The 24,221-nt window shown below is 58.4% G+C and carries 21 protein-coding genes; 9 read left to right on the forward strand and 12 right to left on the reverse strand.

Annotation, left to right across the window (positions count from 1 at the left end):
* Positions 1 to 33: 33 nt before the first annotated feature.
* From AB7E65_RS03760 to AB7E65_RS03780, 5 genes are read right to left on the reverse strand one after another with little or no spacing between them, the layout of a single operon-like run.
* Positions 34 to 2,616: a DUF6701 domain-containing protein gene (locus tag AB7E65_RS03760; protein WP_428745292.1), complete on the reverse strand. Its 2,583-nt coding sequence runs from the start codon at positions 2,614 to 2,616 to the stop codon at positions 34 to 36.
* Entirely contained in the window at positions 2,613 to 3,017 is a 405-nt protein-coding gene (locus AB7E65_RS03765; RefSeq protein ID WP_428745293.1) for a pilus assembly protein MshP, read from the reverse strand. Before AB7E65_RS03765 ends, AB7E65_RS03760 begins: the two co-directional genes overlap by 4 nt.
* Positions 3,014 to 3,844 carry a prepilin-type N-terminal cleavage/methylation domain-containing protein gene (locus tag AB7E65_RS03770; RefSeq protein WP_072286811.1) on the reverse strand — a complete coding sequence of 277 codons (831 nt, stop codon included), beginning with the start codon at positions 3,842 to 3,844 and terminating at the stop codon, positions 3,014 to 3,016. The genes AB7E65_RS03765 and AB7E65_RS03770 overlap by 4 nt, the downstream gene beginning before the upstream one ends.
* Before the next feature lies 1 nt (position 3,845).
* Entirely contained in the window at positions 3,846 to 4,295 is a 450-nt protein-coding gene (locus AB7E65_RS03775; protein WP_072286810.1) for a prepilin-type N-terminal cleavage/methylation domain-containing protein, read from the reverse strand.
* A gap of 2 nt (positions 4,296 to 4,297) precedes the next feature.
* On the reverse strand, positions 4,298 to 4,762 hold the full coding sequence (locus AB7E65_RS03780) for a pilus assembly FimT family protein (RefSeq protein ID WP_428745294.1): 465 nt from the start codon (positions 4,760 to 4,762) through the stop codon (positions 4,298 to 4,300).
* A gap of 268 nt (positions 4,763 to 5,030) precedes the next feature.
* Here AB7E65_RS03780 and AB7E65_RS03785 point away from each other — a divergent pair, with 268 nt between their 5' ends.
* Genes AB7E65_RS03785 through AB7E65_RS03805 form a run of 5 tightly spaced genes read left to right on the forward strand, consistent with a single transcriptional unit; the run spans position 5,031 to position 10,186 of the window.
* Entirely contained in the window at positions 5,031 to 6,935 is a 1,905-nt protein-coding gene (locus tag AB7E65_RS03785) for an ATP-binding protein (RefSeq protein WP_428745295.1), read from the forward strand.
* Positions 6,895 to 7,572 (forward strand): sigma-54-dependent transcriptional regulator, encoded by a 678-nt coding sequence (locus tag AB7E65_RS03790; RefSeq protein ID WP_072286806.1) that lies wholly within the window; start codon positions 6,895 to 6,897, stop codon positions 7,570 to 7,572. Before AB7E65_RS03785 ends, AB7E65_RS03790 begins: the two co-directional genes overlap by 41 nt.
* 6 nt (positions 7,573 to 7,578) lie before the next feature.
* The gene (locus AB7E65_RS03795; RefSeq protein ID WP_428745296.1) at positions 7,579 to 8,031 is read left to right on the forward strand and encodes a potassium channel family protein; all 453 of its coding nucleotides are present in this window, start codon (positions 7,579 to 7,581) and stop codon (positions 8,029 to 8,031) included.
* On the forward strand, positions 8,022 to 8,687 hold the full coding sequence (locus AB7E65_RS03800; RefSeq protein WP_072286804.1) for a potassium channel family protein: 666 nt from the start codon (positions 8,022 to 8,024) through the stop codon (positions 8,685 to 8,687). Before AB7E65_RS03795 ends, AB7E65_RS03800 begins: the two co-directional genes overlap by 10 nt.
* A complete protein-coding gene (locus tag AB7E65_RS03805) occupies positions 8,687 to 10,186 on the forward strand; it encodes a TrkH family potassium uptake protein (RefSeq protein WP_145926400.1) in 1,500 nt (499 codons plus the stop codon). Before AB7E65_RS03800 ends, AB7E65_RS03805 begins: the two co-directional genes overlap by 1 nt.
* Before the next feature lie 84 nt (positions 10,187 to 10,270).
* Here the strand turns inward: AB7E65_RS03805 and AB7E65_RS03810 are convergent, their stop codons facing one another.
* The 3 genes from AB7E65_RS03810 to glmU form a co-directional block, all read right to left on the reverse strand.
* Positions 10,271 to 11,947 (reverse strand): Na/Pi cotransporter family protein, encoded by a 1,677-nt coding sequence (locus AB7E65_RS03810; protein WP_320360444.1) that lies wholly within the window; start codon positions 11,945 to 11,947, stop codon positions 10,271 to 10,273.
* A 423-nt stretch (positions 11,948 to 12,370) separates the two neighbouring features.
* On the reverse strand, positions 12,371 to 14,200 hold the full coding sequence (gene glmS / locus AB7E65_RS03815) for a glutamine--fructose-6-phosphate transaminase (isomerizing) (protein WP_072286802.1): 1,830 nt from the start codon (positions 14,198 to 14,200) through the stop codon (positions 12,371 to 12,373).
* Between the two features lie 63 nt (positions 14,201 to 14,263).
* Entirely contained in the window at positions 14,264 to 15,658 is a 1,395-nt protein-coding gene (gene glmU, locus AB7E65_RS03820; protein ID WP_320360445.1) for a bifunctional UDP-N-acetylglucosamine diphosphorylase/glucosamine-1-phosphate N-acetyltransferase GlmU, read from the reverse strand.
* Positions 15,659 to 15,835: 177 nt separating this feature from the next.
* Between glmU and AB7E65_RS03825 the strand changes: the two genes are divergently transcribed.
* A complete protein-coding gene (locus AB7E65_RS03825) occupies positions 15,836 to 16,366 on the forward strand; it encodes an MXAN_5187 C-terminal domain-containing protein (protein ID WP_072286800.1) in 531 nt (176 codons plus the stop codon).
* A gap of 19 nt (positions 16,367 to 16,385) precedes the next feature.
* Here the strand turns inward: AB7E65_RS03825 and AB7E65_RS03830 are convergent, their stop codons facing one another.
* Positions 16,386 to 16,661 carry a thioredoxin family protein gene (locus AB7E65_RS03830; protein WP_072286799.1) on the reverse strand — a complete coding sequence of 92 codons (276 nt, stop codon included), beginning with the start codon at positions 16,659 to 16,661 and terminating at the stop codon, positions 16,386 to 16,388.
* A 278-nt stretch (positions 16,662 to 16,939) separates the two neighbouring features.
* Between AB7E65_RS03830 and AB7E65_RS03835 the strand changes: the two genes are divergently transcribed.
* Entirely contained in the window at positions 16,940 to 20,338 is a 3,399-nt protein-coding gene (locus AB7E65_RS03835; protein ID WP_428745297.1) for a putative bifunctional diguanylate cyclase/phosphodiesterase, read from the forward strand.
* 114 nt (positions 20,339 to 20,452) lie between these two features.
* Here the strand turns inward: AB7E65_RS03835 and AB7E65_RS03840 are convergent, their stop codons facing one another.
* From AB7E65_RS03840 to AB7E65_RS03850, 3 genes are all read right to left on the reverse strand, one after another.
* Positions 20,453 to 20,947, reverse strand: a complete 495-nt coding sequence (locus AB7E65_RS03840; protein ID WP_083558631.1) for an Hsp20/alpha crystallin family protein — start codon at positions 20,945 to 20,947, stop codon at positions 20,453 to 20,455.
* Between the two features lie 30 nt (positions 20,948 to 20,977).
* Positions 20,978 to 21,133 (reverse strand): hypothetical protein, encoded by a 156-nt coding sequence (locus tag AB7E65_RS03845; RefSeq protein WP_320360447.1) that lies wholly within the window; start codon positions 21,131 to 21,133, stop codon positions 20,978 to 20,980.
* 157 nt (positions 21,134 to 21,290) lie between these two features.
* Complete coding sequence (locus tag AB7E65_RS03850) at positions 21,291 to 21,854, reverse strand: Spy/CpxP family protein refolding chaperone (RefSeq protein WP_320360448.1); 564 nt, start codon at positions 21,852 to 21,854, stop codon at positions 21,291 to 21,293.
* 236 nt (positions 21,855 to 22,090) lie between these two features.
* Here AB7E65_RS03850 and AB7E65_RS03855 point away from each other — a divergent pair, with 236 nt between their 5' ends.
* Together AB7E65_RS03855 and AB7E65_RS03860 are read left to right on the forward strand one after the other, a co-directional pair.
* Positions 22,091 to 23,530: an ATP-binding protein gene (locus AB7E65_RS03855; RefSeq protein WP_320360449.1), complete on the forward strand. Its 1,440-nt coding sequence runs from the start codon at positions 22,091 to 22,093 to the stop codon at positions 23,528 to 23,530.
* Between the two features lie 4 nt (positions 23,531 to 23,534).
* Positions 23,535 to 24,209: a response regulator gene (locus AB7E65_RS03860; protein WP_072286794.1), complete on the forward strand. Its 675-nt coding sequence runs from the start codon at positions 23,535 to 23,537 to the stop codon at positions 24,207 to 24,209.
* Positions 24,210 to 24,221: the final 12 nt, after the last annotated feature.

Consider the following 24,221-nt stretch of genomic DNA (forward strand, 5'->3'; position numbering starts at 1 on the left):
CGACAAGCTCCCGGCGGAAGCTCCGGATGCAAGCTAGCGGAAACGTTCGCGCATATAGATCACTGCCGGGCGCCCCTTGTAAATCCCGAAGCTGGCGCGAGCCGCCGGATCGTCATCGTGTGCGCCGTCGCCATCCCAATCGTAACGCAACCAGGGCAACAGGGAAAGATCGGCCCGAACCTGAATGTAACCATTGGAACCGGGCGCGCTGAACTTCAACCCGGCATCGCCGGCCACCAGCGGATCATACAGGGTGGCGCTGCTGATGCCGCTGCCGACGGCGATGGGTTGTTCCCCGCCAACGGTGGTTGTGCCGTTGAACAAAATCAGCCGGCCAAGGGGCAGGGAGGTACAGCCGTCGGCATGGTTCGGAACAAAAACGCTGCCATTGAAATACTCGCTGCGCATCGGCATGGAGAGGACCAGCAACTCGGAACCGTAGGCATTTTTCATGGCCAGACGGCCCCAGCGCATTTCCTTGCCGTGATCGAAGGCCATGCCGGCGCCGGCTGCCGCTGCGCCGAAGGTCACGGGGTTGGCTTCAGCGGCAATACCGTCGGCGTCAAATATGTTTATTTCCAGACCGATTTCCGCATCGAAAGGCGCCACAGGCACACCGCGTACAAAACGCAGGCCGCTGCCCGAACCAAAAGACAGCAGTCCCATTCCGCCGCCCAGACCGGAGATTACCGGATCCGTGGCCGGCAATCCGGACAGGTCCAGGGCTCCGGTGACGGTACGGTATGTCTTGCCGGTGAGCGTGGCGCCGCTGATCTTCCACCATGCTCCGGCATAATTGGCGGTGGTGGCCCCCTGTTTGTTTTTGGCCGTGACCGTGATTACCGGGGCGACGGCATAATCGAATGTCTGACCGAGACAGGTGAATCCGGGGCTGCCGCCACTGCAAGCCGTTGCAAACGACGGGCTGTTGACCGAAGCGGTAAAATGATGCGGGGTAAACCGGCCGACAGTCGTGCTGCCGATCACATCGACGCCGCTGCCCAGATAATTGGTGGCCCGCGCCTGCAGGGTGACGGTGCCGACTTCGCTGTAGGCTGCCGTATCGCTGACGATTCCGTTGCTGTAATCGCCGGCGGCAAAGGCTCCGCCGGTAACGATGCCGGCCGCGGGGTTGCCCGCCGGGGCGCTCAAGCTCGTCATCGCGGCGAAATTCGGCGTCACGGTGCCATCGGCACAGACCCCGGCCACCTCGACCTGAAAATCTTCTCCCGCCGGCCAGTGGGGAACTCCGGCGGAAGCGGCGTTATTCAAGAGGGTTGTGGCATCGGTGGTGGCGCGCACCCGCAGGTGATGCGGGGATACCACGAATTCAGGGCTGCTTCCGGCCATGATCAGGCCGGCTTCCTCGCCACTGCCGGCATAGGCAGCATCGAGCCGCAATTTGCCGGCATCCGCATAATGGAGAGTCAGGGTAGTTTTGGCCTCACCGTCAAAATCGAGAGGTATGGCAACCGCGCCGTTCAAGGGCAGGGAATGCCCGTTGACCCGCAGTGAAGTCCGGCGGTCAGGCGGATCGAGATAGGAGGTGGCCAGAGAGACCGGCCGGTTTTCCTGGTTGGCAAAACCATCATCCCCTGTGCAGGCTTGGGTACGGGCGTCTCTTCGCACGGCCTGCAGGGTAATCCCCGCGTTCTGGCAGGCGGTCAGGTTCGACACCTCAAAAACAAAGCCGGAGTCGTGAAAATCAATGGTACAGTCGCTGACAGCGCCTCCCTGATAGCAGCGTGCGGGATTGGTGGCCATCGGACTGGCCGACGCGATCCCTACCGTGACACTGCCGGGGGTGTTATGGCGCAACAGAATCGATTCCGACTCGCCGGTGAAGGTCTGGACATTGCCGCCGGCCCAACCACTGACGGGAGCCAGGGTGACGGTAGCTTCGGCAGCAAAACTGCTGGCGCAATCCTCATCCGCACAGGCACGCAGCGTCACGGACGCAGCCTGACATGTCAGAGCGTCCGCCGGATGATAAATACGATAATGGTTAATCGCCACCAGGGATCCGTCATTGGAGCCGTTCGGGGTAGGTTCGTGATTCGCGCCGGACTCCGCATAGGCAACCCATTCCCCCGTGCCGTCGGGAAGCCTCTCGGCGCCTTTGATTCCCGGTCCAATGGTCACGCTGTTGTCATCGACGGAACCGCAGGCACCTTTTTGATAATCATAGCCATTGATCGACAGATAATCGATAACTGTACCGTCCGCATCGCGGATGGTTATGTCCATCCCGCCGAGATCCATCATCTGGTTCCCGGGGTAAAACACGAAGTAAGGATTCCCGGAAATGTAAAATTCCGATTTATCCCCGGGATTAAAAAAATTATCCTCACAAAGATTTCTGTTCCCGCTTGCATGACAGGTACGTACATACCAGGAAGATACGGCCCAGGCGAGGGTGTAATCCATAAGCCGGGTTTCGACAAAAGGCGAGCTGTAAGGTCCCTCCCCGTAAGCCTCGTTAATCACCATGTCCCCCAGATAAGGCGAACAGGCCGAACAGGCCGGCCGGATATCCGGGATAAGCAACAGCAGGGCAAAAACAGCCGGAAAAATCAATACCCGCTTTACCGGGGCCGTAAACAGCCTGTTGTTCATGGCATAGCCCCCGTGATTCTGGCTTGCAGCTGCCGGGAAACATAATCGCGGCTGCCGTAAGTTCCGGATTCCGCCAACGCGGTAATATTGAAAACCTTGTAGCTTTGCCCGCCTTCGACAAACGACTCTTCGCTGCAGGACACACTGACCAGAAAACCATCAATGTCAAGGCTGTCCGACACGCAGGAACCACCTTTCAGGGCCCGGTACCCACCCCACTCCAGACCGCTTCGGGCCGCATGATAGGCCCGCGCGCCCTGCAGCGCCCAAAGGAAGGTGCGACTCTGCACGCCGCTCATGGTCACCATGAAAAGCCCCAGCGCCGATAGCACCAGCAGCACGAAAAGGGCGGTGACGATGGAAAGCCCTTTTTGCGAACCAAGCCAACCGGTGTCGATCATGGCGCGTTCTCCACATGGACCTGATGAAACAAGGTGATGGCTTCCCCCTCCATGGCCAGTTCCAGACGCAGGGTCACCAATCCGGCCCTTTCGGGAGTGCCGGGGTGATAGTCAAAGGCGCAGGCGGCCAGATGGCGGGTCATGATGGCGGAATTGCCCCCGGGATGAGCCGATTGTGAGGTGCGGATCGGATAGCCGGAATGGCGCACCAGGGTACCGGCCACCGGATCGCAGACGTAGCTGACCGGCTCATCGACCAGAAAAAACCGCTGGTAGGGGGAGGAGCGCCGGAAAGGGGTCGGGTCGTCGAGCCGAAGGGAGGTGGCGCTGCTGCCCGCCGCCACGCTGCGCCGGTTGTCGGCCGGGGTGGCATAGGCATTGCCGCTGCTACCGGCGGCAGCCAGATTGTAGATCACCACCGCATCGCCGACTTCGGGGGGCGCAGAGAGTGTACCGAGCACATCGAACCCGTCCGTATCGTTCTGGATGAAATCGAGGGCGTTGCCGGGCCCCTCCAGGCGGTAACGGCCGCCGTCCACCGTATGCAGCACTTCAAGGCACTGCCCGTCACAGGCGATACGCACGCTGTTGGGCAGGGCCTGGCGCACATCGCGCTGCATGCGACGCAGGGCGCTCTCGGCCGCATCGACCAGGGTCGCGCGCCGCGACAGATCGAGGAATCCCTCGACGGGGCGGACGATGAACATGCCGCCAAGGGCGGCGAGAATACCGACGATCACGATCACCACGATCAATTCAACCAGAGTGAAGCCGGTCGAGGAACAACAAGAGGGGTGAGATGGACGCCGTGACTTGGCTATATTCATGTCAATAGTCCATACGATAACCGCTCAAGGTCAGCTCGATCCCGCCCGCATGGCGCACGGTAACCGTAACTTTTTTGCAGGCAACCGTGTTCAGCGTCGCATCGTCCACCGCCACCGAAATTCTGTAGGCCTCCAGGCCACTGATCGCCGTCCCTTCCTGGTCACGAGCACCGGCATCGCTCCAGCCTTCGTAATCATCCACGTCGTCCAGCAGATTACGCACCGTTTCCCCATCCGACCCGTCAGGATCCGCGTAAGGCCGCAACAAAACCTCTTCGAGGTAGGACTCGGCGATGGCCACAGCCTGGTGTTGCAACATGGGATCGGCACTGTGCCGCACGCTGTAGTTTATCACCATCAGCACTCCGCCCAGGGCAATGGCAACCACCACCATCGAAATCACCAGCTCGATGAGCGTAAATCCGCCTTCATGTCTGTCCGCTGCCGCCATGCTCACAGCCCGTCCACGTAACCGCTTTCGCCGTTGATGTTAAAACTGCGTCCGTCGATCGACACCGTCACTCCGCCGGGCGTGGCCCGTCCGAGGGGATCGAAAATTACCGACGAAGCGGTGGCTGCCAGAGACACGCCGGAAGGAGCCAAAGCGGCAAAAGCGTCGTCACCGGTCGGTCGCGGCACCACCCGAACAAAATCTCCGGAGCGACAACTGGCTGCCCGTTGATGCAGGGCGAAGCCGCTGGCGGAAATGCTGAATTTCACTTCGCATCCGCTGGCTACCGCCAGCTTCTGCGCATAACGCGCCGCCTGCGTCACCTCTTCGTAAAACCCGCGGCTGTGAAACGCCGTCGCGTCAAACAAACGCGGCAGCGCCACGGCCGCAAGAACGCCGGCCAACACCATGATGACAACGAGTTCGACCAGAGTAAAGGCGCGACTGTCCGGCGAAAATAAACGCATGGCTGAGCCTGGATGAAAAATTATTCCTGAGCGGCATGTTGAAAAAAACCCCTGCGGTCTTTTTCAGGTCCGCAACAGTATGAAATATTCCGCCGATGCCTTGCAACTGTTTATTAAAACTGCCTACAACCCTTGGCGAAGTCCTGGCCCCCTGATTTAGGTGCCGCGTTTCAGGCAAAGCCAACAGGCCGTCTCATCAGATGGTACACTGGTTTTATTGAAGACCTTTCAAGCGGGCTGGGCTGTAACGCTTCCGGATTATCGAGCCATGAAACTGCGAACCAAAATACTTGGCGGCTACGGTCTGATCCTGGCATTGATGATGGTGGTCTGGGCCGTGGCAGTCATCAGCCTTTATCAGCTCGGTCGCGCCGGCGAGGCGATTCTTCAGAAAAATCAGCTCAGCGTCCAGGCCGCGGAAAACATGATCAATCATCTCGAGCGCCAGGACAGCGCCGCTCTGCTGTCTCTGCTCGGCGACCGGCAAGGCAGCCTGGTGCAATTCCGGGATAATCAGATTGAATTTGCGCAATGGCTGGGCCGGGCACGCAACAACCTTACCGAACCGGGCGAGGACCGCATCATAGCCCGAATCGACTCGGGATACCGCGAGTTTCTGACCCTGTTTCAATCCATGACCTCCACCCCCATGGCCAATCGTCAAAACGCCCTGGTATTTTACAAGCAATCCCTGCAGCCTCGTTTCATGCAAACACGCGATTCCTGTCTGGCTTTGCGGGAAATGAACCAGACCGCCATGGAAAACGCTTCCCGTCATGCGCGCCGGCTCGCGGTGGAAACCATTTGGTCCATGACGCTGGTTGGCGCAGCTTCCGGTTCGATCGGGCTGGCCCTGAGCATCCTTCTGTCAGGCTTCCTGCTCCGCCCACTGGCGGCGATGAGTCGTGTTGCGCAACAGCTGGCCGAGGGTGATTACAATGTCACGCTGGAGATTGCGTCCAGCGATGAACTGGGCAACCTGGCTGCCCAGATCGTCACCATGAGTCAGAAACTCAAAATCTTCCATGAGCTGAACGTAGGACGTCTGATTGCGGAAAAACGCCGGGGAGAGGCCGTTTTGAGAAGTATCGGCGACGGCTTGATCGTCGTGGACGAAGCCTTTTTCATTACCGCCGTCAATCCGCAGGCGGCGAAACTCCTGAACCTTTCCATATCGGAATCTTCCGGCAAAGCCGTGTCCGAGGTCCTGCCACAGACGCCGCTACTGGACATAATCCGTCGAACTACGCAATCCGGTCAGGCACCGGAACTGCCGCCGGAGCAGACCGAAATTTCCTTCGGTGATGAACCCCATCGGCAATTCTTCCGGTTTTCCGTGACCCCCATCCGCTCCGAGGGGGGGAAACAGATTCAGGGAACCGTGGTATTGCTGCAGGACATCACCCGTCTCAAGGAAGTCGAACGGCTCAAAAGCGAATTCGTCCTGGCGGCCTCCCATGAGTTGAAAACGCCCCTGACCGGGATTTCCATGAGCATCAATCTGCTGCAGGAGCTGGCGGAGCAATGGCCCGAGAGAGAACGCGAGCTGCTCAAGGTAGCCCAGGAGGAAACCAACCGCCTGCGCGCGCTGGTCAGCGATCTGCTGGATCTGTCCCGCCTTGAATCCGGCCGCTTCGAGGTGGACATTCAGCCCATCAGTATCGCGTATCTCTTCGAACGGACGCTGGCGGCATTTTACGATCAGGCCAAAGCCAGGGGGATCGAGCTTGTCTCCTCCATCAAACCGGGAACTCCCGAGGTGCTGGCCGATCCGACAAAAATTGCCTGGATCATAAGCAATCTGATCTCCAATGCCCTGCGATATACCCCGCCGGGCGGTCACATCCGCGTCATGGCCAAAGGGAATCCTGAGCGGGCATATCTCGCTGTTTCCGATGATGGTGCGGGCATCCCAACGGAATACCGCTCGCGCATTTTCGATAAGTTTATCCAGGTTAAAGGCGACAGCAAAGCCGGCAGCGGTCTGGGCCTGGCCATCTGCAAGGAAATCGTCAAGGCTCACGGCGGAAGCATCTGGGTCGAATCAATACCAGGAGAAGGCAGCACCTTTACTTTTGTCCTGAAGGCCGCACCGTCCACTTTTTCCAGGGAGTCATCCGGGGAGAACAACCATGTCCAAACAGACCAAAGCGAAAATTCTCGTCATCGATGATGAGAAAAACATTTTGTTCACGGTTCGCCAGACACTAGAACCCCAGGGTTACGAGGTCCACACCGCGACCACCGGCGAGGAGGGCTTGCGCATGGCGGCCGAGGAGAATTTCGATCTGGTCCTGCTCGACCTGAAACTGCCGGGGATCGACGGCGTGGAGGTGTTGCGGCAATTGGAGCAAAGACCCCGGCGATCCCAGGTCATCGTTATTTCGGCGTTCGGAACGGTGACCAATGCGGTCGAAGTCATGAAGCTCGGAGCCCTGGATTTCATTGAAAAACCGTTTGCACCCCGAGAGTTGCGCGATGCGGTCCGGAAGGTCCTCAGCCGGCCTCGACAAGGGACCGACCCGGGCAACGATTACAACGGCTGGATCGCACTGTCCAAACGCTGCGCCGCGGAGGGTCAGCTCGGCAATGCCATGGCCCATGCCAAGCATGCCGCGGGACTTGAGCCCGATCGCCCGGAGGCATTCAACCTGCTGGGCGCTTATTGCGAAATGCAGGGCAAAACCATCGAAGCCCAGAAATATTACAGGGCGGCCCTGGAATTGAACCCGGGCTACCTGCCGTCTCAAACCAATCTCAATCGCCTGGTGATGAAAAAATCGGGGCCTTTGCTTCTGGGGCAGGAGTAGTCGACAATGCATCTGAAAAAACAGCGCGAATGGCCGCAGTATGTGGTGATCGTCGGTTGCGGCCGCCTCGGCTCTCTGCTGGCCGGGCTGCTCAGCGAAGTCGGCAGCAGCGTGGTGATCATCGATGTCAACGAGTCGGCGTTTGAACTGCTGTCGGCGGAATTCAGCGGTTTCCGGATTGTCGGCGACGCCGTCGAGATCGAGGTGCTGCGGGCCGCCAAAACCGACAAGGCCGACTGCCTGCTGGCAACAACGGAAGAGGACAACGTCAATCTGATGGTGGCGCAGGTAGCCCGCAAGCTGTTCAACGTCCCCAAAGTATTGGCCAGGGTATTCGATCCCCGCCGGGAGAAGGTCTATCGGGAATTCGATATCGAAACCGTCAGCCCGACCAACTTGATGGCGCAGGCATTTGTGACCAGTATTGAAAAGAAACAGGGGGACAAGTCATGCGCGTAATCGTGGCGGGAGCCGGAAAACTCCTCTATTATCTTGCCCGCCAGTTCGCCAGCAAAGGCTACCAGATCACGCTGGTCGTCTCTGACGCGGCCGAGGCACAGGCGCTGTGCCGCCGGGTCAAGGCACTGGTCCTGCATGGCGACGGCAGCGACCCGCACGTCCTTGAGGAGGCCGGGGCGCGCACCGCCGATGTGGTTTTGGCGCTGGCCTCCAAGGACCAGGACAATCTCGCCATTTGCCAGATTGCCCACAAAATGTTCCACGTGCCGCGCACGGTAGCGCTGGTCAATGATCCTCAGAATGAGGACGTTTTTCACAAACTTGGCGTCAGTGTCGCCTTCAGCGCAACCCAGATCATTGCACGCATCCTTGAGGAGCGGGCCGGATTCGAGGATATCGCCAGCCTCATGCCTCTAGCCGGCGGGCGCGTGACCATCTCCGAAATCGCCCTGCGGGAAGATGCTCCCGCCGCGGACAGGACCTTGCGTGACCTGGCGTTGCCACAAGGTGCGCTGGTCGGCGGCATTCTTCGCGACGGCCACGTCATCGTACCACGTGGGGACACATCGCTTCGTGGCGGCGACCGGCTTATCATCATAAGCGGGCCCGACTGTTATGATCGGGTGCTCAGACTTATAACCGGAGAAGAAACCTGATGAGCCGCCAGCGATATGCGACGTTTATGCGGCACCGCTGGCGCATCATGCTCGGTTATACGGGGCTGATCGGCGCCCTGGTAGGGCTGATCATGCTGGGAGCCTGCCTCGGGCTGCTTTTTTTCCCCGGAGAACTGAGTCTTGCATGGGGTGTGGCCCTTCCCGGGGCGGGCCTGAGTGTAGTGGGCGGAATGGCCTGGCGCGGTCTCTTGCCGCGGGGGGGAGGAACCCTTTCGCTGCAGGAGGGCGCGGTGGTCGTCGTTCTTGCCTGGCTGTTGGCGGTTCTGGTCGGAGCCATCCCTTTTTTCCTGATCGGCGGGCTCGATTTTACCCGGGCGGTTTTCGAAGCTACCAGCGCCTGGACTACAACGGGGCTATCCGTGGTGGATGTAGAAAAAGCCTCCCGGTTAGTGCTGTTGCTGCGCAGTTTCATGCAACTCGCCGGCGGCGCCGGCCTGGCCATCATCATGCTCAGCGCCCTGGGCGGTCCCAGCGGCAGCGGTCTGAGTGCGGCAGAAGGGCGGGCCGATCAGCTGGTGCCTAACGTGCGCCGCTCGGCCAAGCTTGTCATCACCATGTACAGCGGTTATGTCCTTGCGGGATGCATGGCCCTGTATTTTGCCGGCATGGGGTGGTTCGACGCCATAAATCATGCCTTCGCGGCCCTGTCGACCGGCGGCTTCTCCACCAGGACGGCGTCGATAGGCCACTGGAACAGCGCCGCGGTGGAAGCGGTAACCATTCTGCTGATGCTCCTCGGCACCATGAATTTTGTCACCGCCTATGCTCTGATGCACGGCAAGTTGTCTGCCTTCCTGAAAAATGGCGAAATCCGGCTCCAGATGGTCCTGATCCCGACATCGATATGGATCGTTTTTGCCGGCGTTACGGTAAAACTTTATGCAACCGCCGGCCAGCAGGTACGCGTCGCTATCTTTGAAACCGTTTCGGCTCTCTCGACGACCGGGTTTTCCACCGTCGGTTACGGGGACTGGAACGGGTTGGGATGGTTGGTTCTTATCGGACTGATGATTGTGGGGGGCGGAACCGGATCCACGGCCGGCGGGCTCAAGCAATACCGCGTATACGCGCTCTACCGCGCCCTGACCACGGAACTGCGTCGGATGTTTCTGCCTCGCCACGCCCTGATGGAAACCGATGTGTGGGTAGGGGAACAAAGACGCTTTTTGCAGGACAGCGACATCCGGCAGATCGCGGCTTTCAGCTTCCTGTATATCGTCACCCTGGCGCTGGGGTCGGCAGTCATTGCGTCTTTTGGCTATTCTCTGAAAGACAGTGTATTCGAATTCGCCAGTGCTCTGGGGACCGTGGGGCTTTCCGTGGGGGTCACTTCAGCCTCGGCACCCGCCGGGTTGCTCTGGACAGAAATTGGCGGCATGCTTTTGGGCCGGCTGGAATTCTTCGTGATCTTCCTTGGAACAGCTAAAATTCTGGCTGGGCTTCTTGAAACCTGCAAAAGACCAACGGCCGTTCAATAAATACTGTCAGATAACGACAAGCCCTGCACATCCCCCCGGACAGCACCCGGAAGCGCAAGAGTTCCGTCCCGGCATGGATTCGTTTCACCGATCCTCGGAGGATAACGCTTCGTAAAGATTGACCGTATGGTTTTTGATCCGACGCAGAGCAATTGCCATGTCGCTGAAGATAAGGGCTGACAAGGCGCCGCAGGAACCGTCCTTCATCCGGTCGAGGTGCGCATCCCGAATGGCATTGGCAAACGCATTGAGCCCTGAGGCCTCCTTCCACATGTCGTTCGCGCTGCCACTGTCCTCGTTCTCAAGCATTTTTCCGGTCCGGGCAAAAAAATCAAGCACCCTGGAGTGGAAACTTTCCAGATCCTTCCAGGCATCCTCGCTGAAATCGAGCTCGTTCTTTTCGAGCCGTTTCACATAGGAACTGATCGAGGCCGCATAATCCGCAATCGATTCAAGCTCATCGGCGGCGCGGATATAAGCATAAGCCCGGTCCGATTGCTCCAGCCCGGACTTGCCGGCCTGCATCAGGGAAACGGTGAAAGTCGTGATCTCTTTCTGCATGATATCCGTCTCGTCCTCGATCGCTTTTATCTTCTGGGTGAAGCGCTCCCGCCCCTTGCTCTCCGGCTTCAGCAGGTTACCGGCATGGCACAAAGCCGTCTGGACCAGCCCGTACATGCGCTTGAGCTCTTCATGGACCATGGAGACACCCATCGCCAGCGGCATGCTGCCGGGCGGGCCGAAATATTTGAACGGCCCTTTTCCCGCAGCACCGGCCTCCGGCACGATTTTGACCACCGCTCTTTCCAGATACTGGAGGAAAGGCAACATGACAAGGGTCGCCACCACATTGAAAAAGGAGTGCCCAAAGGCAATATGGGCGGCAACGTAGGGTCGGCTGCCGACATTGTTGACATAATCGGAGGCGCCGGGAACCAGGGTTTCGATCAGGCTGATAAAAGGGGAAAATATGGCGATGATGATGAGAACCCCCGCAACGTTGAACATGCTGTGGGCCATGGCGGCCCGCCGGGCGGTAAAGGTGCTGCCGAGTGCGGCGAGCTGGGCGGTGATGGTGGTGCCGATATTCTCTCCCAGAACCAGCGCCACGGCGGTCTGCATCGGGATGGCGCCGGTGGTGGCAAGGGCCATGGTGATGCCGAGCATCGCGGAACTGCTCTGGATAATCATGGTCATCATGCAACCGATGGCGACGCACCCCAGCAGACTCGGCAGGGACCGGGCATCGAGCAGAAGCATCAGATTCCTGAATCCTTCCGCGTCGCGCAGCGGTTTGAACGCCCCGCTCATGATCTCCAGGCCGAAGAAGATCATCCCCAGGGCGACAACGACCTTGGCAATGCCGGAAATACGCTCGTTTTTCACGAACAGCATCGGGAATATGCCCAGACCGACCAGCAGCAGGCCATACTTGCCGATATTGACCGCGAGAATCCAGCCAGTGATGGTGGTGCCGATATTGGCGCCCAGAATGACCCCGATCGCCTGACTTAACTGCATCAGGCCGGCGTTGGCCAGGCCGACAACCATGACCGTGGTGATCGACGAAGATTGAACGAAAGCGGTGACGCTGAGGCCGACCAGCACCGCCAGGACACGATTGGCGGTGACGGAAGAGATCGCCTTGCGGATCAGCCCGCCTGAAAGCATCTGCAGACTTTCCGACAGGAACTTCATCCCCAGGATGAAAATTCCGAGGCCGCCCAGAACGGTATATCCCATTTTGAAAGGTTCAATCATTTTCTGGCTCTCGAACGTTGGAGGTTATAAAAAACAAAGGGCTGCCATCACCTCTGTCCGGTTGCCCAAAAACCTCATTCCCGGGCAATATACATCAAAACCCGCCTGGAAATCGTCCTTTTTCGAAGGGTTTCCCGGCTTGGCAATGCACCTTTGGCCCACTCGCACCGAAGAGCCCGCCGGATCTTGATCCGGCGGGCTCTTCGGTTTCAGACACCACCAGCTAGTTTTCATCCGGAAACGGCCCTTTTCCGCCGTGGCGGCGTCAATCCGCAGGCTTGCTTGTGCGGCGTACCGATGTACGCCTCCGCGCAACCCCTTGATTTCCTTGCCACAACGAAAAATTGCTCGTTTCCCATATGAAAACTACGCTGTATCCATCCGGAGTTTCCGGATGGATACCAGCTAACCACGCCGGCAGGCTTACTCTACTGTGACGCTTTTGGCCAGGTTGCGCGGTTGGTCGACGTCGGTCCCTTTCAGCACGGCAATGTGATAAGCCAGCAACTGCATGGGGATGGAGGTCAGAACCGGCGCTATCTCATCGGTGGTTTCCGGCACGGTGATCAGGGCATCCACATCGCCGAGGGGGCCGACATGCCCTTCGGTGGCCACGGCGATGACGCGACCGGAACGGGCCCGGACCTCTTCCATGTTGGAGATGGCCTTTTCAAAGGTGTCGTTGATAGGACAGAGAAAAACCACCGGCACGTTTTCGTCGATCAGGGCTATGGGTCCATGTTTCATCTCCCCGGCGGGATAACCTTCGGCGTGGATATAGGAGATCTCCTTGAGCTTGAGGGCCCCTTCCAGGGCGATGGGGTATTGGAGGCCGCGCCCCAGATAAAGAAAATCACGGGCATGCATGAATTCCCTGGCAATTGTCTGGATCTGCTCGTCGGATTCGAGGGCCTGCTCCATCTTCCGGGGCAGGCTCAGCAAAGGCTCGATGAGCTCCCGGCAACGCACGGCATCGATCATGCCTCGCACCCGGCCGAGATGCAGAGCCAGCAGGTAGAGAGCCACCAACTGGGTGGTAAAGGCCTTGGTGGAGGCGACCCCGATCTCGGGACCGGCGTGGGTATAAATGACACCGTCGCTTTCGCGGGCGATGGATGACTCGACCACGTTGCAGATCGCCACCGTGATGCCGCCCTTGGCTTTGGCCTCGCGCAGGGCCGCCAGGGTATCGGCTGTCTCGCCGCTCTGGCTGATAAGCACGGTCAGGGTGTGTTCATCGACCAGCGGATCGCGATAACGAAACTCGCTGGCGATGTCGACCTCGACGGAAAGACGCGCCATTTTTTCGATGAGAAATTTCCCGCCAAGGGCCGCATGCCAGGAGGTACCGCAAGCGACGATGTTGAGCTTTTCAACCCCCCGCAACTGCTCATCCGTAAGGTTGAGGCCTTCAAGAAAAATCTCGCCCCGTTCGGGGAACAGGCGGCCCGCCAGGGTATCGGAGACGGCGCGGGGCTGTTCGTAGATCTCCTTGAGCATGAAATGCTTGAAACCGCCCTTCTCGGCCATCAGCGGATTCCAGGTGATGGTCCGGGAGGTCTTCTGGACACTCGTACCCTGCAGATCGGTAAACCGCATGGTACCATTGGCGAAAATCGCCATTTCCCCTTCATCGAGAAAGATCATTTCCCGGGTGTGGGACAGCATCGCGGGGATATCGGAAGCGACGAAAAACTCACCCTGCCCCTGCCCGACCACCAGCGGCGAACCGAGGCGGGCAGCGATCATTTTTTCCGGTTCGCATTCGCACAGGATAGCCACGGCATAAGCACCGCGTACCTCGCCGAGGGCACGGCGCACGGCGATTTCAAAATCCCCGCACTCGCGCAGATGTTGGTCAACAAGATGGGCGATGATCTCGGTGTCGGTCTCGGAGCTGAATGCGTGCCCCTGGCCGATCAGCCGCTCCTTGAGTTCGAGATAGTTTTCGATGATGCCGTTGTGAACCACCGCTACGTTGCCGGCATAGTGCGGATGGGCGTTGGTTTCCGACGGGCGGCCATGGGTTGCCCACCGGGTATGGCCGATGCCGCGCCCCCCGACAAGAGGCTGCTGCTTCAGAATATTTTCCAGTTCGCAGAGTTTGCCCTTGGCACGACGGATGGCGATGCGGCCTTCGTTGATGATGGCGATGCCGGCTGAATCGTAACCGCGATATTCGAGGCGGCGCAGACCGTCGATGATGATGGGCATGGCCTCACGGGGACCTACGTATCCAACGATTCCACACATGGCAATCTTCCTTTATTTTTCCTGAATATACGCCCTGTCGGGAAAAAGCCGCAAAAAGGCGCATCAATCCTTCTTCTTGCATTTCGGGTCATGGCGCAAGCGCCATCCCTCGACCACCCGCTGCTGACTTCGGGACAGGGCCAGAGCATCGGCCGGCACATCCTTGGTAATGGTCGACCCGGCGCCGATCAGGCTGTTGCGACCAATCCGCACCGGAGCCACAAATTGGGTATCACTGCCGACAAACACGTCATCCTCGATAATGGTTTTGTGTTTGTTGACGCCGTCGTAGTTGCAGGTAATGGTGCCACAACCGATGTTGACGTTGGCGCCAAGTTCGGCATCGCCGATATAGGTCAGATGGCTGGCTTTGGAGCCTGACCCGATATGGGCCTTTTTGGTTTCGACAAAGTTGCCGATCTTGTTGTGGCCGGCCAATACGGTGCCCGGGCGCAGGTGGGCCATGGGACCGATCACCGTCTCGGTGCCGATCTCGGAACCTTCCAGCACGGAACCGGGCTTGACGTGGACGTTATCGGCCAGCCGGCAATCCCGGATGGTGACCTGTGCTTCGATAACGCAGCCGCTGCCGATACGTGTCGCACCGCCGAGAAACACCCCCGGGTAAACCACGGTATCGGGAGCGATCTCGACCCGCGGCTCGACATAGGTCTGGTCGGGATCGATAAAAGTGACCCCGGCGCGCATGAGTTTTTCGTTGATGCGCCGCCGCATGACGGACGAAGCTTTTGCCAACTGCACGCGGTCGTTGATCCCCATGGCTTCGTCGGCATCCTCCAGAAGAACGGCTCCGACCCGCCGCCCGGCGGCGCGGGCCGCGGCCAGCACGTCGGTCAGGTAATATTCACGCTGGGCATTATCGCACCCAACCCCGGTCAGGGCCTCGAATACAAACGGAGCCTCAAAGACATAAATACCGGTATTTATTTCCCGTATCCTTCGCTGTTCGTCGGAGGCATCTTTTTCCTCGATGATGCCCAGGACCTCATCGCCTTCCCGCAACACCCGGCCGTAGCCGAAGGGATCATTCAGTTCGGCGGTCAGCACCGTAACCGCCGCGCGCCGTTTTTCATGTTCGGCGACCAGACCTTCGAGGGTTTCGTGCCGCAACAGCGGAACGTCCCCGCAAAGCAGCAGCAAAGTGCCTCGAAAATCCCGCAAGGCCTCGCGGGCACACAGCAGAGCATGGCCGGTTCCGAGCTGCTCGACCTGCAGGGCAAAACCCACTTCGTGATCGGCCACGGCGGATCGAACGGCCTCCGCGCCATGACCGACCACCAATACCGTCGGCCGGCAGCCGAGGGCCTCGGCTCTCTCTACCGGAAAGGTCACCATCGGAAGCCCCGCAACCGGGTGTACCACTTTGGGCTGCTCCGATTTCATGCGGGTTCCTTTGCCGGCGGCCAGGATGACCGCAGCCAGTCTGTTATGCTGCATTGTGAACCTCCAGGACAAAAATCGCGTCATTATCCGGCAAACATGCCCATGAGTCAAGGACAGCGCGGCGAAACGGCGACAAACCGCGCCATTCTTTCCGGCCGAAGGAATTTCTTTGCTTTTCTGAGAGTTTACAAGTAGAATTAGCGAACTGCAATGGAGGTATGTGAGACATTTATGGATGAACGCAGGGTATTCAAAAAAAAACTTGACGATATCGCCTTGGAGCTGCGCGAACTCGAACTGCTTTACGAACGCTACTTTTCCGGCGAGGAAAAACGCGAGCCGCTCAAACAACGAACCGAAATAGAAAGAAAACTCCGCGCTCTGGCGACCCGCAGGATCATCAAAACCGACCACCGGTTTCTTTTCGATTCCCTGTCAAGCCGCTACCACACCTACGCAACCCAATGGAACCGCATCCAGCGACTCATCGACGAGGGTAAATATCACCGTCACACCGAACGGCGCCCCGCCAAAACTGCCGCTGATCCCGCCAAAGCCCTTCCATCCGACGATCTTTACGAAAATCTGTTGCGGGCCCATCAGAGCTGCGCCCTGAAAACTCCGCCCCCCGGCCGAAGCCAGTTTGACGCGTACCTGGAAAAGCAGAAAGCGCAGATACTGGAAAAATACGGCAAGCAAAACGTGGAATTTCGCATCGTAATCGAAAACGGCAAACCGAAGCTGCGCGCCAAGGCCAAATAGGACCCGGCGCGCCCGCCCCTCAGACCGCATCACGCAGGCGCCGCATGTACCGGGCCCGCTCCGCGATCAGCGCCTTGATTTCAACAACTTCCGGAACCCGACCGGAAATCCGCACCACATCATCCAGCATCAACGCCGGCGTGACGTATACCCGGTTGTCGATCATCTTGCGGGGGTCCTTGTAAAGATGCACTTCGGCATCGAGTCGCATCTGTTCCAGAGCCTGGCGCACATTGGTCAGCGTCGCGTGGCAGCGATCACCGCAATCCGGCCTGCAAATGATGTCGATACGCATATCTGCCTCCTTTCTTCGGAAACAAGGCCTTTGGTGTCAAATGCATATCTGACCTTTTCGGTTATATTATACCTGATCATCCGTGATTCCAACCTTTTTCGTATGGCCTCTTCATTTTTCACTTAAAAGAAAAAAACTCTCTTTCCCGTGCCGGAAAAACATTTTTTACTCCTAAAATTATAACATCTTGTTATAGTTTAACCTTACCGAACCCATTGGCCAGCGTTCATGCGGTCAAAAACCGGTGGGTCAGCCATTCCCCCGAATCCAGGTTTGCCATGCTGGGTATTCTTTTTCTCCTCGTCTTGCTGTGCAACAGCCTGCCCCTCACCTGCGGGGTCCCGGAGCGCCTGCTGCTGGCGGGGATCCCAGTGCTCGTGATCGTGCGACTTTACGGTGGCGGATGGGGAACTTGCGCGGCGCTGATGGCGCCGCTGTTCGCCCTGGCCTCCGGCCGCGCGGCCATCCCCGAATTTGTGTGGGTCGCGGAAGCGGCGGCGGTCGGATTCATTCTGAAGCGCGGCATCAACAGCCTTACAGCGGCGGCCATCCTGTTCTGGGGGTTGCTTGCCTGGCCGGTTTTGTATCTGGTCTACGGGGTACTGATGCAGTATCCCTCCGGAGATCTCGTCCAGATTATCGGATGGACCACGATCAACGGTCTTGGCAACGCCATCTTGGCCGCGGCCCTGCTGCATCTTCTGCAGCACCGGGGTCTTCGGTGTCCCGTCGCACTGTCCTTCCTGGAGACCGAGATCAATGCCATAGCGGCAGCATTTATGCTGCCCGCGCTGGTAATTCTCGTGTTGAATGTGCAAGGCCCCTCAGACTGCTGGCATCCCGGGACCGAAAACCAGTTGGCAAATCATTGCCGCACGATACAACACCGTCTGGATGTCCTGCATGCCGACCTGTCCGGCAAACTATCCGCGCTGATGCAGCCTGAATCCGTGCAAAACAATCTGGAGATGAAAATCGCGCTGCTGCTGAAGCAGGAAAAGCGCCTGCTCCAGATCAGCGTCTGGGACGACCGGGGCCGGATGCTCGTACGCCACTCGGCCCCTGGAGACACGCCGATACCCGCGGCATTCAGACCTGCGTTTTCTCCCCGAGAGGTCAGACAGATTGTACAGCGGGAAAAGCCGACCCTTGTCACCCTCCCCGCAAATGGACCCCGGGCGGCACTGCCCGGCATCGTCTGCCCTGTCGAGAGGAAAAACGGCATGCCCGGCTTCATCCTGGGCATCATTGACGCATCCAGTTACACAGGAATCCTCGAGGCCACAAAGAAAAGGGGGGTCGAGGCCCTGATACTGGACGGCGCGGACAGGGTTCTGGTCGGCGGTGGCGAAACCTGGAAATCCGCCGAAACCGTCGGCGCGGCGTTATTTGACCGCAGCTCCCCTCCGGGAAAACTGCTGCTGTGGGATCCCGCTGCCGACAATCTTTCCCGCCTGAGCCTGCAACCTGCCAGGCCGGCATCCATTTCGGAGGACCGACGCCCACCGCGACTGCTGCTCAGCGTATCCGTTGGCAGATTGCATGCCCACAACCAAAAACGCCTGCTGACCAGCATGGGACTTTTGCTGCTGCCCGGTCTCGTCGCCCTTGGAGTGGCGTTTCGGGTGCAGAGCAGGATCCTTCACCCTCTGAAAAAACTGGCGAGCGCCACCAGCGATCTGCCCGAAAAGATACGCGACCACATCATGCCCCAATGGCCCGCCGCATCCATTTCCGAAATTCTGGAACTGACCCGCCATTGCCAGAATACGGCTCAGGCGTTTGCCGAATGCCATACCGAACTCGAAAAACAGCGCCGGCGAAATTCCGAAACCATGGACAAACTGCTGGCCCAGCATCGCTGGGAAAGTTTCACCTCCAGCCGCCAGCTTGAAAAAACCACCCAGCAACTGGCTCGGGAGAAGCACCAACGGCACCGCATTCAGGAACTCATCGACAGCATCGATATGGCTGAAAGCCGCTACCAGTTGCTTATCGAAAACAGCCTGGTCGGCATCTTCGTCTTTCAGAATCATCGTTATACCTATGTCAATCCGCGATTTGCCGAGATTTTTGGTTACGATCCCGAAGAAATCACCGAACCGAAACAACAACCGCAACTTGTGCATCCCGACGACCAGCTGCTGGTCACCGCCAACTACCTTAAAATTCTTGGCGGCAGCCAGGCGGCGCACATGCGCTATGAATTTGTCGGCTTGCGCAAAACCGGCGAGACCCTGCATGTAGAGGCCCTCATTGGCCGCGGGACCAGCGACGGGAAACCGGCCCTGATCGGAAGCTTGCTCGACATAACCGAGCGCAAGGAGGCCGAGAAAACCATCGAGCATCTGGCTTTTCACGATCCGTTGACCGGGCTTCCCAACCGCCTGCTGTTCATGGACCGCGTCAATCAGGCCATTGCCCGCGCCCATCGTCACCATGAATCCTTTGCATTGATGTTCCTGGATCTGGACAGGTTCAAAACCCTCAACGACTCACTGGGGCATACCGCCGGAGACGAAGCGCTCAGGGAAGTCGCCAAGCGGCTCGATGGCTGCCTTCGGGAAACCGACACGGTAAGCCGCTTTGGCGGCGACGAGTTCAATATCCTGCTTTCCCAGTCATGTCACGATGAAGAAATCGAACTGGTCGCCCACAAGATCCTCAAAGCCCTGGCATGGCCTTACGATATCAACGGTCACGAGGTCTTCATGACCTGCAGCATCGGCATCGCCATCTATCCCAAGGACGGACATGAGGCAAACAACCTGATCAAGAACGCCGACACAGCCCTTTACCGCGCCAAGGATCTGGGACGGAACAATTTTCAGTTCTACAGTTCATCCATGAATGCCCGCGCCCTGGAAAGAATCGCCATGGAGAGCAGCCTGCGGCGCATGTTCGAACGCCAGGAACTGCGCGTGCATTACCAGCCACAGGTCGATCTGAAAGATGGCCACATCACCGGCCTGGAGGGACTGATCCGCTGGGAGCATCCGGTGGGCAACATGATCGCGCCTTCCGTCTTCGTCCCCCTGGCCGAAGAGACCGGCCTTATTGTGCCGATGGGCGAATGGATTCTGCAGGCCGGCTGTTATCAGCTCCGAACCTGGCTCGACGCCGGTTATCCGCCCATGCGGCTGGGGATAAACGTTTCGGCGCACCAGCTACAAAAAAGCGATTTTGCCCAGCTGGTGATCCAGATCCTCAAGGAATGCAACCTCCCACCGGAATATCTCAATCTGGAAATCACCGAAACCGTCATCATGCACAACATGAGCAGAGCCTTTGACACCCTGCGCGAGCTGCGCTCGGTAGGCATCACCATCTCCATCGATGATTTCGGTACGGGCTTCTCGTCACTGAGTTACCTGAAGGACCTGCCTGCCGACCACCTGAAAATCGACCGGGCCTTCGTACAGAATCTGCCTTTCAGCAGCGATGAATCCAACATCGCCCGGCACATCATCCAGATGGCGCACGGGCTCAACCTCAAGGTCATCGCCGAAGGGGTCGAGAATTACGATCAGCTCAACTTCCTGCGTGAAGCCGGCTGCGACGAGATCCAGGGATTTCTTGTCAGCCGACCGCTGCCGGCGGAAAACATCACCGAGATTCTATCCGGATGCCAACCTCTGACCATCAACAACCAGCAGCCGGGGCCCAACGAAATCTGAAAGCGACAAGACAAGACCGGCGCATACCGATACGCAGGAAACCTGCGGAAGAAACGCAAAAAGGCCGGAAAAATCCGGCCTTTTTGCAAAGTGTCAAGCATTCTCTGAGAAATGCTATTCGATCTCGATCTTGCGTTTTTTCTGTTTGGCTTCCTCGGTTTTGGGAATGCGGATTTCAAGAACGCCATCCTTGAAGGACGCCTTGGCCTGATCGGCAAGGGTTTCCGCAGGTAGGCGTATGGATCGGGAAAAACTGCCGTAAGACCGTTCGATGCGATGATAGTCCTTGCGCTCGACCTTTTCCTCGGCTTTTTTTTCACCGGAAATGGTCAGCAGGTTCTCGGAGACATTCACCTCCACATCCTCCTTGGCAATCCCCGGCAATTCCGCCTTGACCACCACGGCATCCGTCTCCTCGTAAATATCGATGGATGGCGTCACCGGCTGCATGCTCGGCAGGCGCATCCGGGGCATCCACACGGGCGGGAAAGACGGCCGATTGAAAAAATCCCCGAACCAGCGTTCCATCTCCTCGAACGGAGAAACCAGTTCCGCTTTCTCCGGGACCAACACGTCCTTGTCTTCATGCTTTTTGTCTTTTTTCCCCATGGCTTCCTCCAACACGCGATAAAGAGGTTGTCAAGAAAACCGCATCATTTTTTTGGGATTGTCGGTTGCGGCAACCCCCATAAGCAAGGTTACCAGCATCGAGGAAAGCTGCAACCGCAAGCCTTTCCGAACGCATGCCGGAGGATCGAAGCGGCGCCCGGGCATGTCGGGTTGCGGCATAGCCACATCCGCCTCCGCGCAACGCCCTGATTTTCCTGCTACAGCCAAACAATCCTCGAGTTCGGCAGAAAACTGTGCGGAGGCCCATCCGGAAATTCCGGATGGGCCCCTTTTGAAACATTATTTGCACAGTGTTCCGCCGGAGGGACTATCCAGGGACTTGTTACTCGGCGACTTTCTCATCTGCAAACGGCATGGGAGGCCGCCGGCGCATGCCACGCTCAGGCCCCATGGGGCAGTTTCCATCCATGCGCCGCAGTTTTACGGCAAAGTCGAACAGCTCCTTCTGTTCGGCGTTTAACAGGTTGTAAATCCGCTGGCGCGTACGCGCCATGCCAACCATGAGATCCGCCTGGAGCGTCGCCTTCTGACTGGCCAGCTTGCGCAATTGTTTTTCATCGAAAGTTTTCGGATCCATGACCTTGCGCATATCGCGTCTCACATCGCGCAATTTGTCATGCAGTTTCTGATCTTGCCGGCGCTGCTCATCGAGAATCCCGGCGACCTGCTTCTGTTGTGCCTCGTCCAGATCCAGCCTCTGAAGCATCCGCATCCAGCCATAAGCATGCGCCCCGCCATCCCTGCCTGCCTTTCCGGCCCTGCACATGCTGGCAAACCCACCACCACGGCCGCCTTCCGGAGCCCTCTGCCAGGCCATGCCGACAGCCGGCACCATCATCAGACACAGCATGCCAGGGACAATCCATTTCCATACTTTTCGTTGCATTGTTCGCCTCCTCGTTTTGGGTTGAACCCTTGGCGCCCGAATCCATCCAGCGCCTGCTCATGCTGAAAAGATACCCGGGCAATGGGGATAAAATATGAAGGAATTGAGGAAAAACAGGCGACTGCGCAGGTACCACTGGTTCAGATTCGCAAAGATATGCTATTTAGTTTTCATCCGGGGTTTCCGGATGGATACTATTTATCGAAAAAACGGCACCGAAAGAGCAGGAATCTTCAATGAAAATGAGCATCAAACATCGCCTTTATCTCGCTTTTCTCGCCGCCACCGGGCTGGTGGTAGTAAGCATGTTCCTGATCACCAAATTCAGCTTCGAACGCAGCCTGCTGCGCTATGTCAACACTATGGAGCAGGAACGCCTCGTCCGCCTGGAAACCCTTCTCAAGGAGGCGTACCTGCAGCACCGGTCCTGGGATTTTCTGCACGGCAACCGGCGCCTCTGGAAGCATCTGCTGATGATCAGCCGCCACGAAAACATTCCGTTCGCAACCCGTCACGAGTTTTCGAAACGCGGACCGGAGCCGGCTCCTCCCGGGTTCCGGCCTCGGAAGCGAGCTGCCCCCCCCATGCACCAGACCTTCGATTGGCGCGTCAGTCTGCTGGATGGAGAAAAACGTCCGATTCATGCTTCTCCAACCCCTGTCGACAAAATTCTTTTTCGCCCCATAAGCGTCGAGAATCGCATCATTGGCTATCTGGGATTGACGCCGCCGGTGTTCATCATCGATGATCATCAGCGGCGCTTTGCTCAGGAGCAGCGACGCTCCATGATCTTTCTTTCCCTGTTCGTGGCAGCGGCAGTTGCGCTGCTGTCGCTGCCTTTGTCGCGACGCATGGTAAAGCGCCTCACCAACCTGGCCGAGGCCACGCACGGACTGACGGCGGGCCGCTACGATATTCGGGTCGACGAAGCCGGCGGTGACGAACTCGGGCAATTGGCCCGGGATTTCAATTCCCTGGCCAGAGCGCTGGAAAACAATGAAGCATCGCGCCGGCGCTGGGTCGCGGATATCTCCCACGAATTACGCACACCGCTGGCGATTCTGCGGGGCGAAATAGAGGCGGTGCAGGATGGCGTGCGCCCGCTTTCCGAACAGACCCTGGAAACCCTGCATGGCGAAGTCATGCGCCTTGAGCGCCTGGTCGGCGACCTTTACGAACTGTCCCTCAGCGACATCGGTGCCCTGCAGTACCGCAAATCGGCCATGGATCTTGCCGAAGTGCTGCGACACACGACTGAAGCGCATCGGGCAGAATTCGACGACAAGGGTATCGGCCTGCATATGCGGGGCATCGCCACCAGCCTGCCGTTTCAGGGTGATGCGGAACGTCTGAGCCAGCTTTTTTCCAACCTGCTCAAAAATACCCTTCGCTACACCGACCCCGGAGGCAAACTGGAAATATCCGCCGAAATGACAAAAACCACGATACAACTGAACTTCATGGACTCGGCGCCGGGAGTTCCCGAAGCTTCCCTGCCCAGACTTTTTGACCGTCTCTACCGGGTGGAAAACTCCCGCAGCCGCCAACACGGCGGCGCAGGTCTTGGCCTGGCGCTGTGCCGGAACATCGTCGAAGCGCACAACGGAACCATCGAGGCCCGCCCCTCGCCACTGGGCGGCCTGTGGATTGCCATCATTCTGCCACTGAACGGATAAAGCCATGAACAACCAGATACTGATTGTCGAAGATGAAGCCCGTCTCGCCTCGCTGATGGCCGATTACCTGCGTCAGGCAAATTTCGATCCCCACATTCTCACGGACGGCCTCGACGCCGTCCCCTGGGTGCGGGAAAACCATCCGGCACTGGTCCTCCTGGACCTGATGCTACCCGGCCGCGACGGCATGGAAATCTGCAAAGAGGTTCGGACCTTTTCCGATGTACCCATCATCATGGTCACCGCCCGCATCGAGGAAATCGATCGGCTTCTCGGACTGGAACTGGGGGCCGACGACTATGTCTGCAAGCCCTTCAGCCCCCGCGAAGTCGTGGCCCGCGTCAAGGCGGTGCTTCGCCGCAGCGGCGGCCACTCGACCCTGCATGCCACCGGACTGGTACTTGAGGAAGCCAGCCTGCACGCCAGCCTGAACGGGCACAAACTCGATCTCACCGCTGTCGAATTCAAGCTTCTGCAACACCTCGCCGCCCACCCCGGCCGCGTCTTTTCCCGCGAACAGCTCATGGATCGCATCTACAGTGACCAGCGCATCGTCTCAGATCGCACCATCGACAGCCACATCAAGAAGCTGCGCAAGAAAATCGAAACGGCAAATCCGGAGTGTGAGGTGATCCGGTCGGTCTACGGGGTCGGGTACAAGTTTGAGATAGAGGAATGAAGGGCGGGATTC

Origin of the sequence: Syntrophotalea sp. (assembly GCF_050253115.1) — a bacterium.
Classification (GTDB): domain Bacteria; phylum Desulfobacterota; class Desulfuromonadia; order Desulfuromonadales; family Syntrophotaleaceae; genus Syntrophotalea; species Syntrophotalea acetylenica.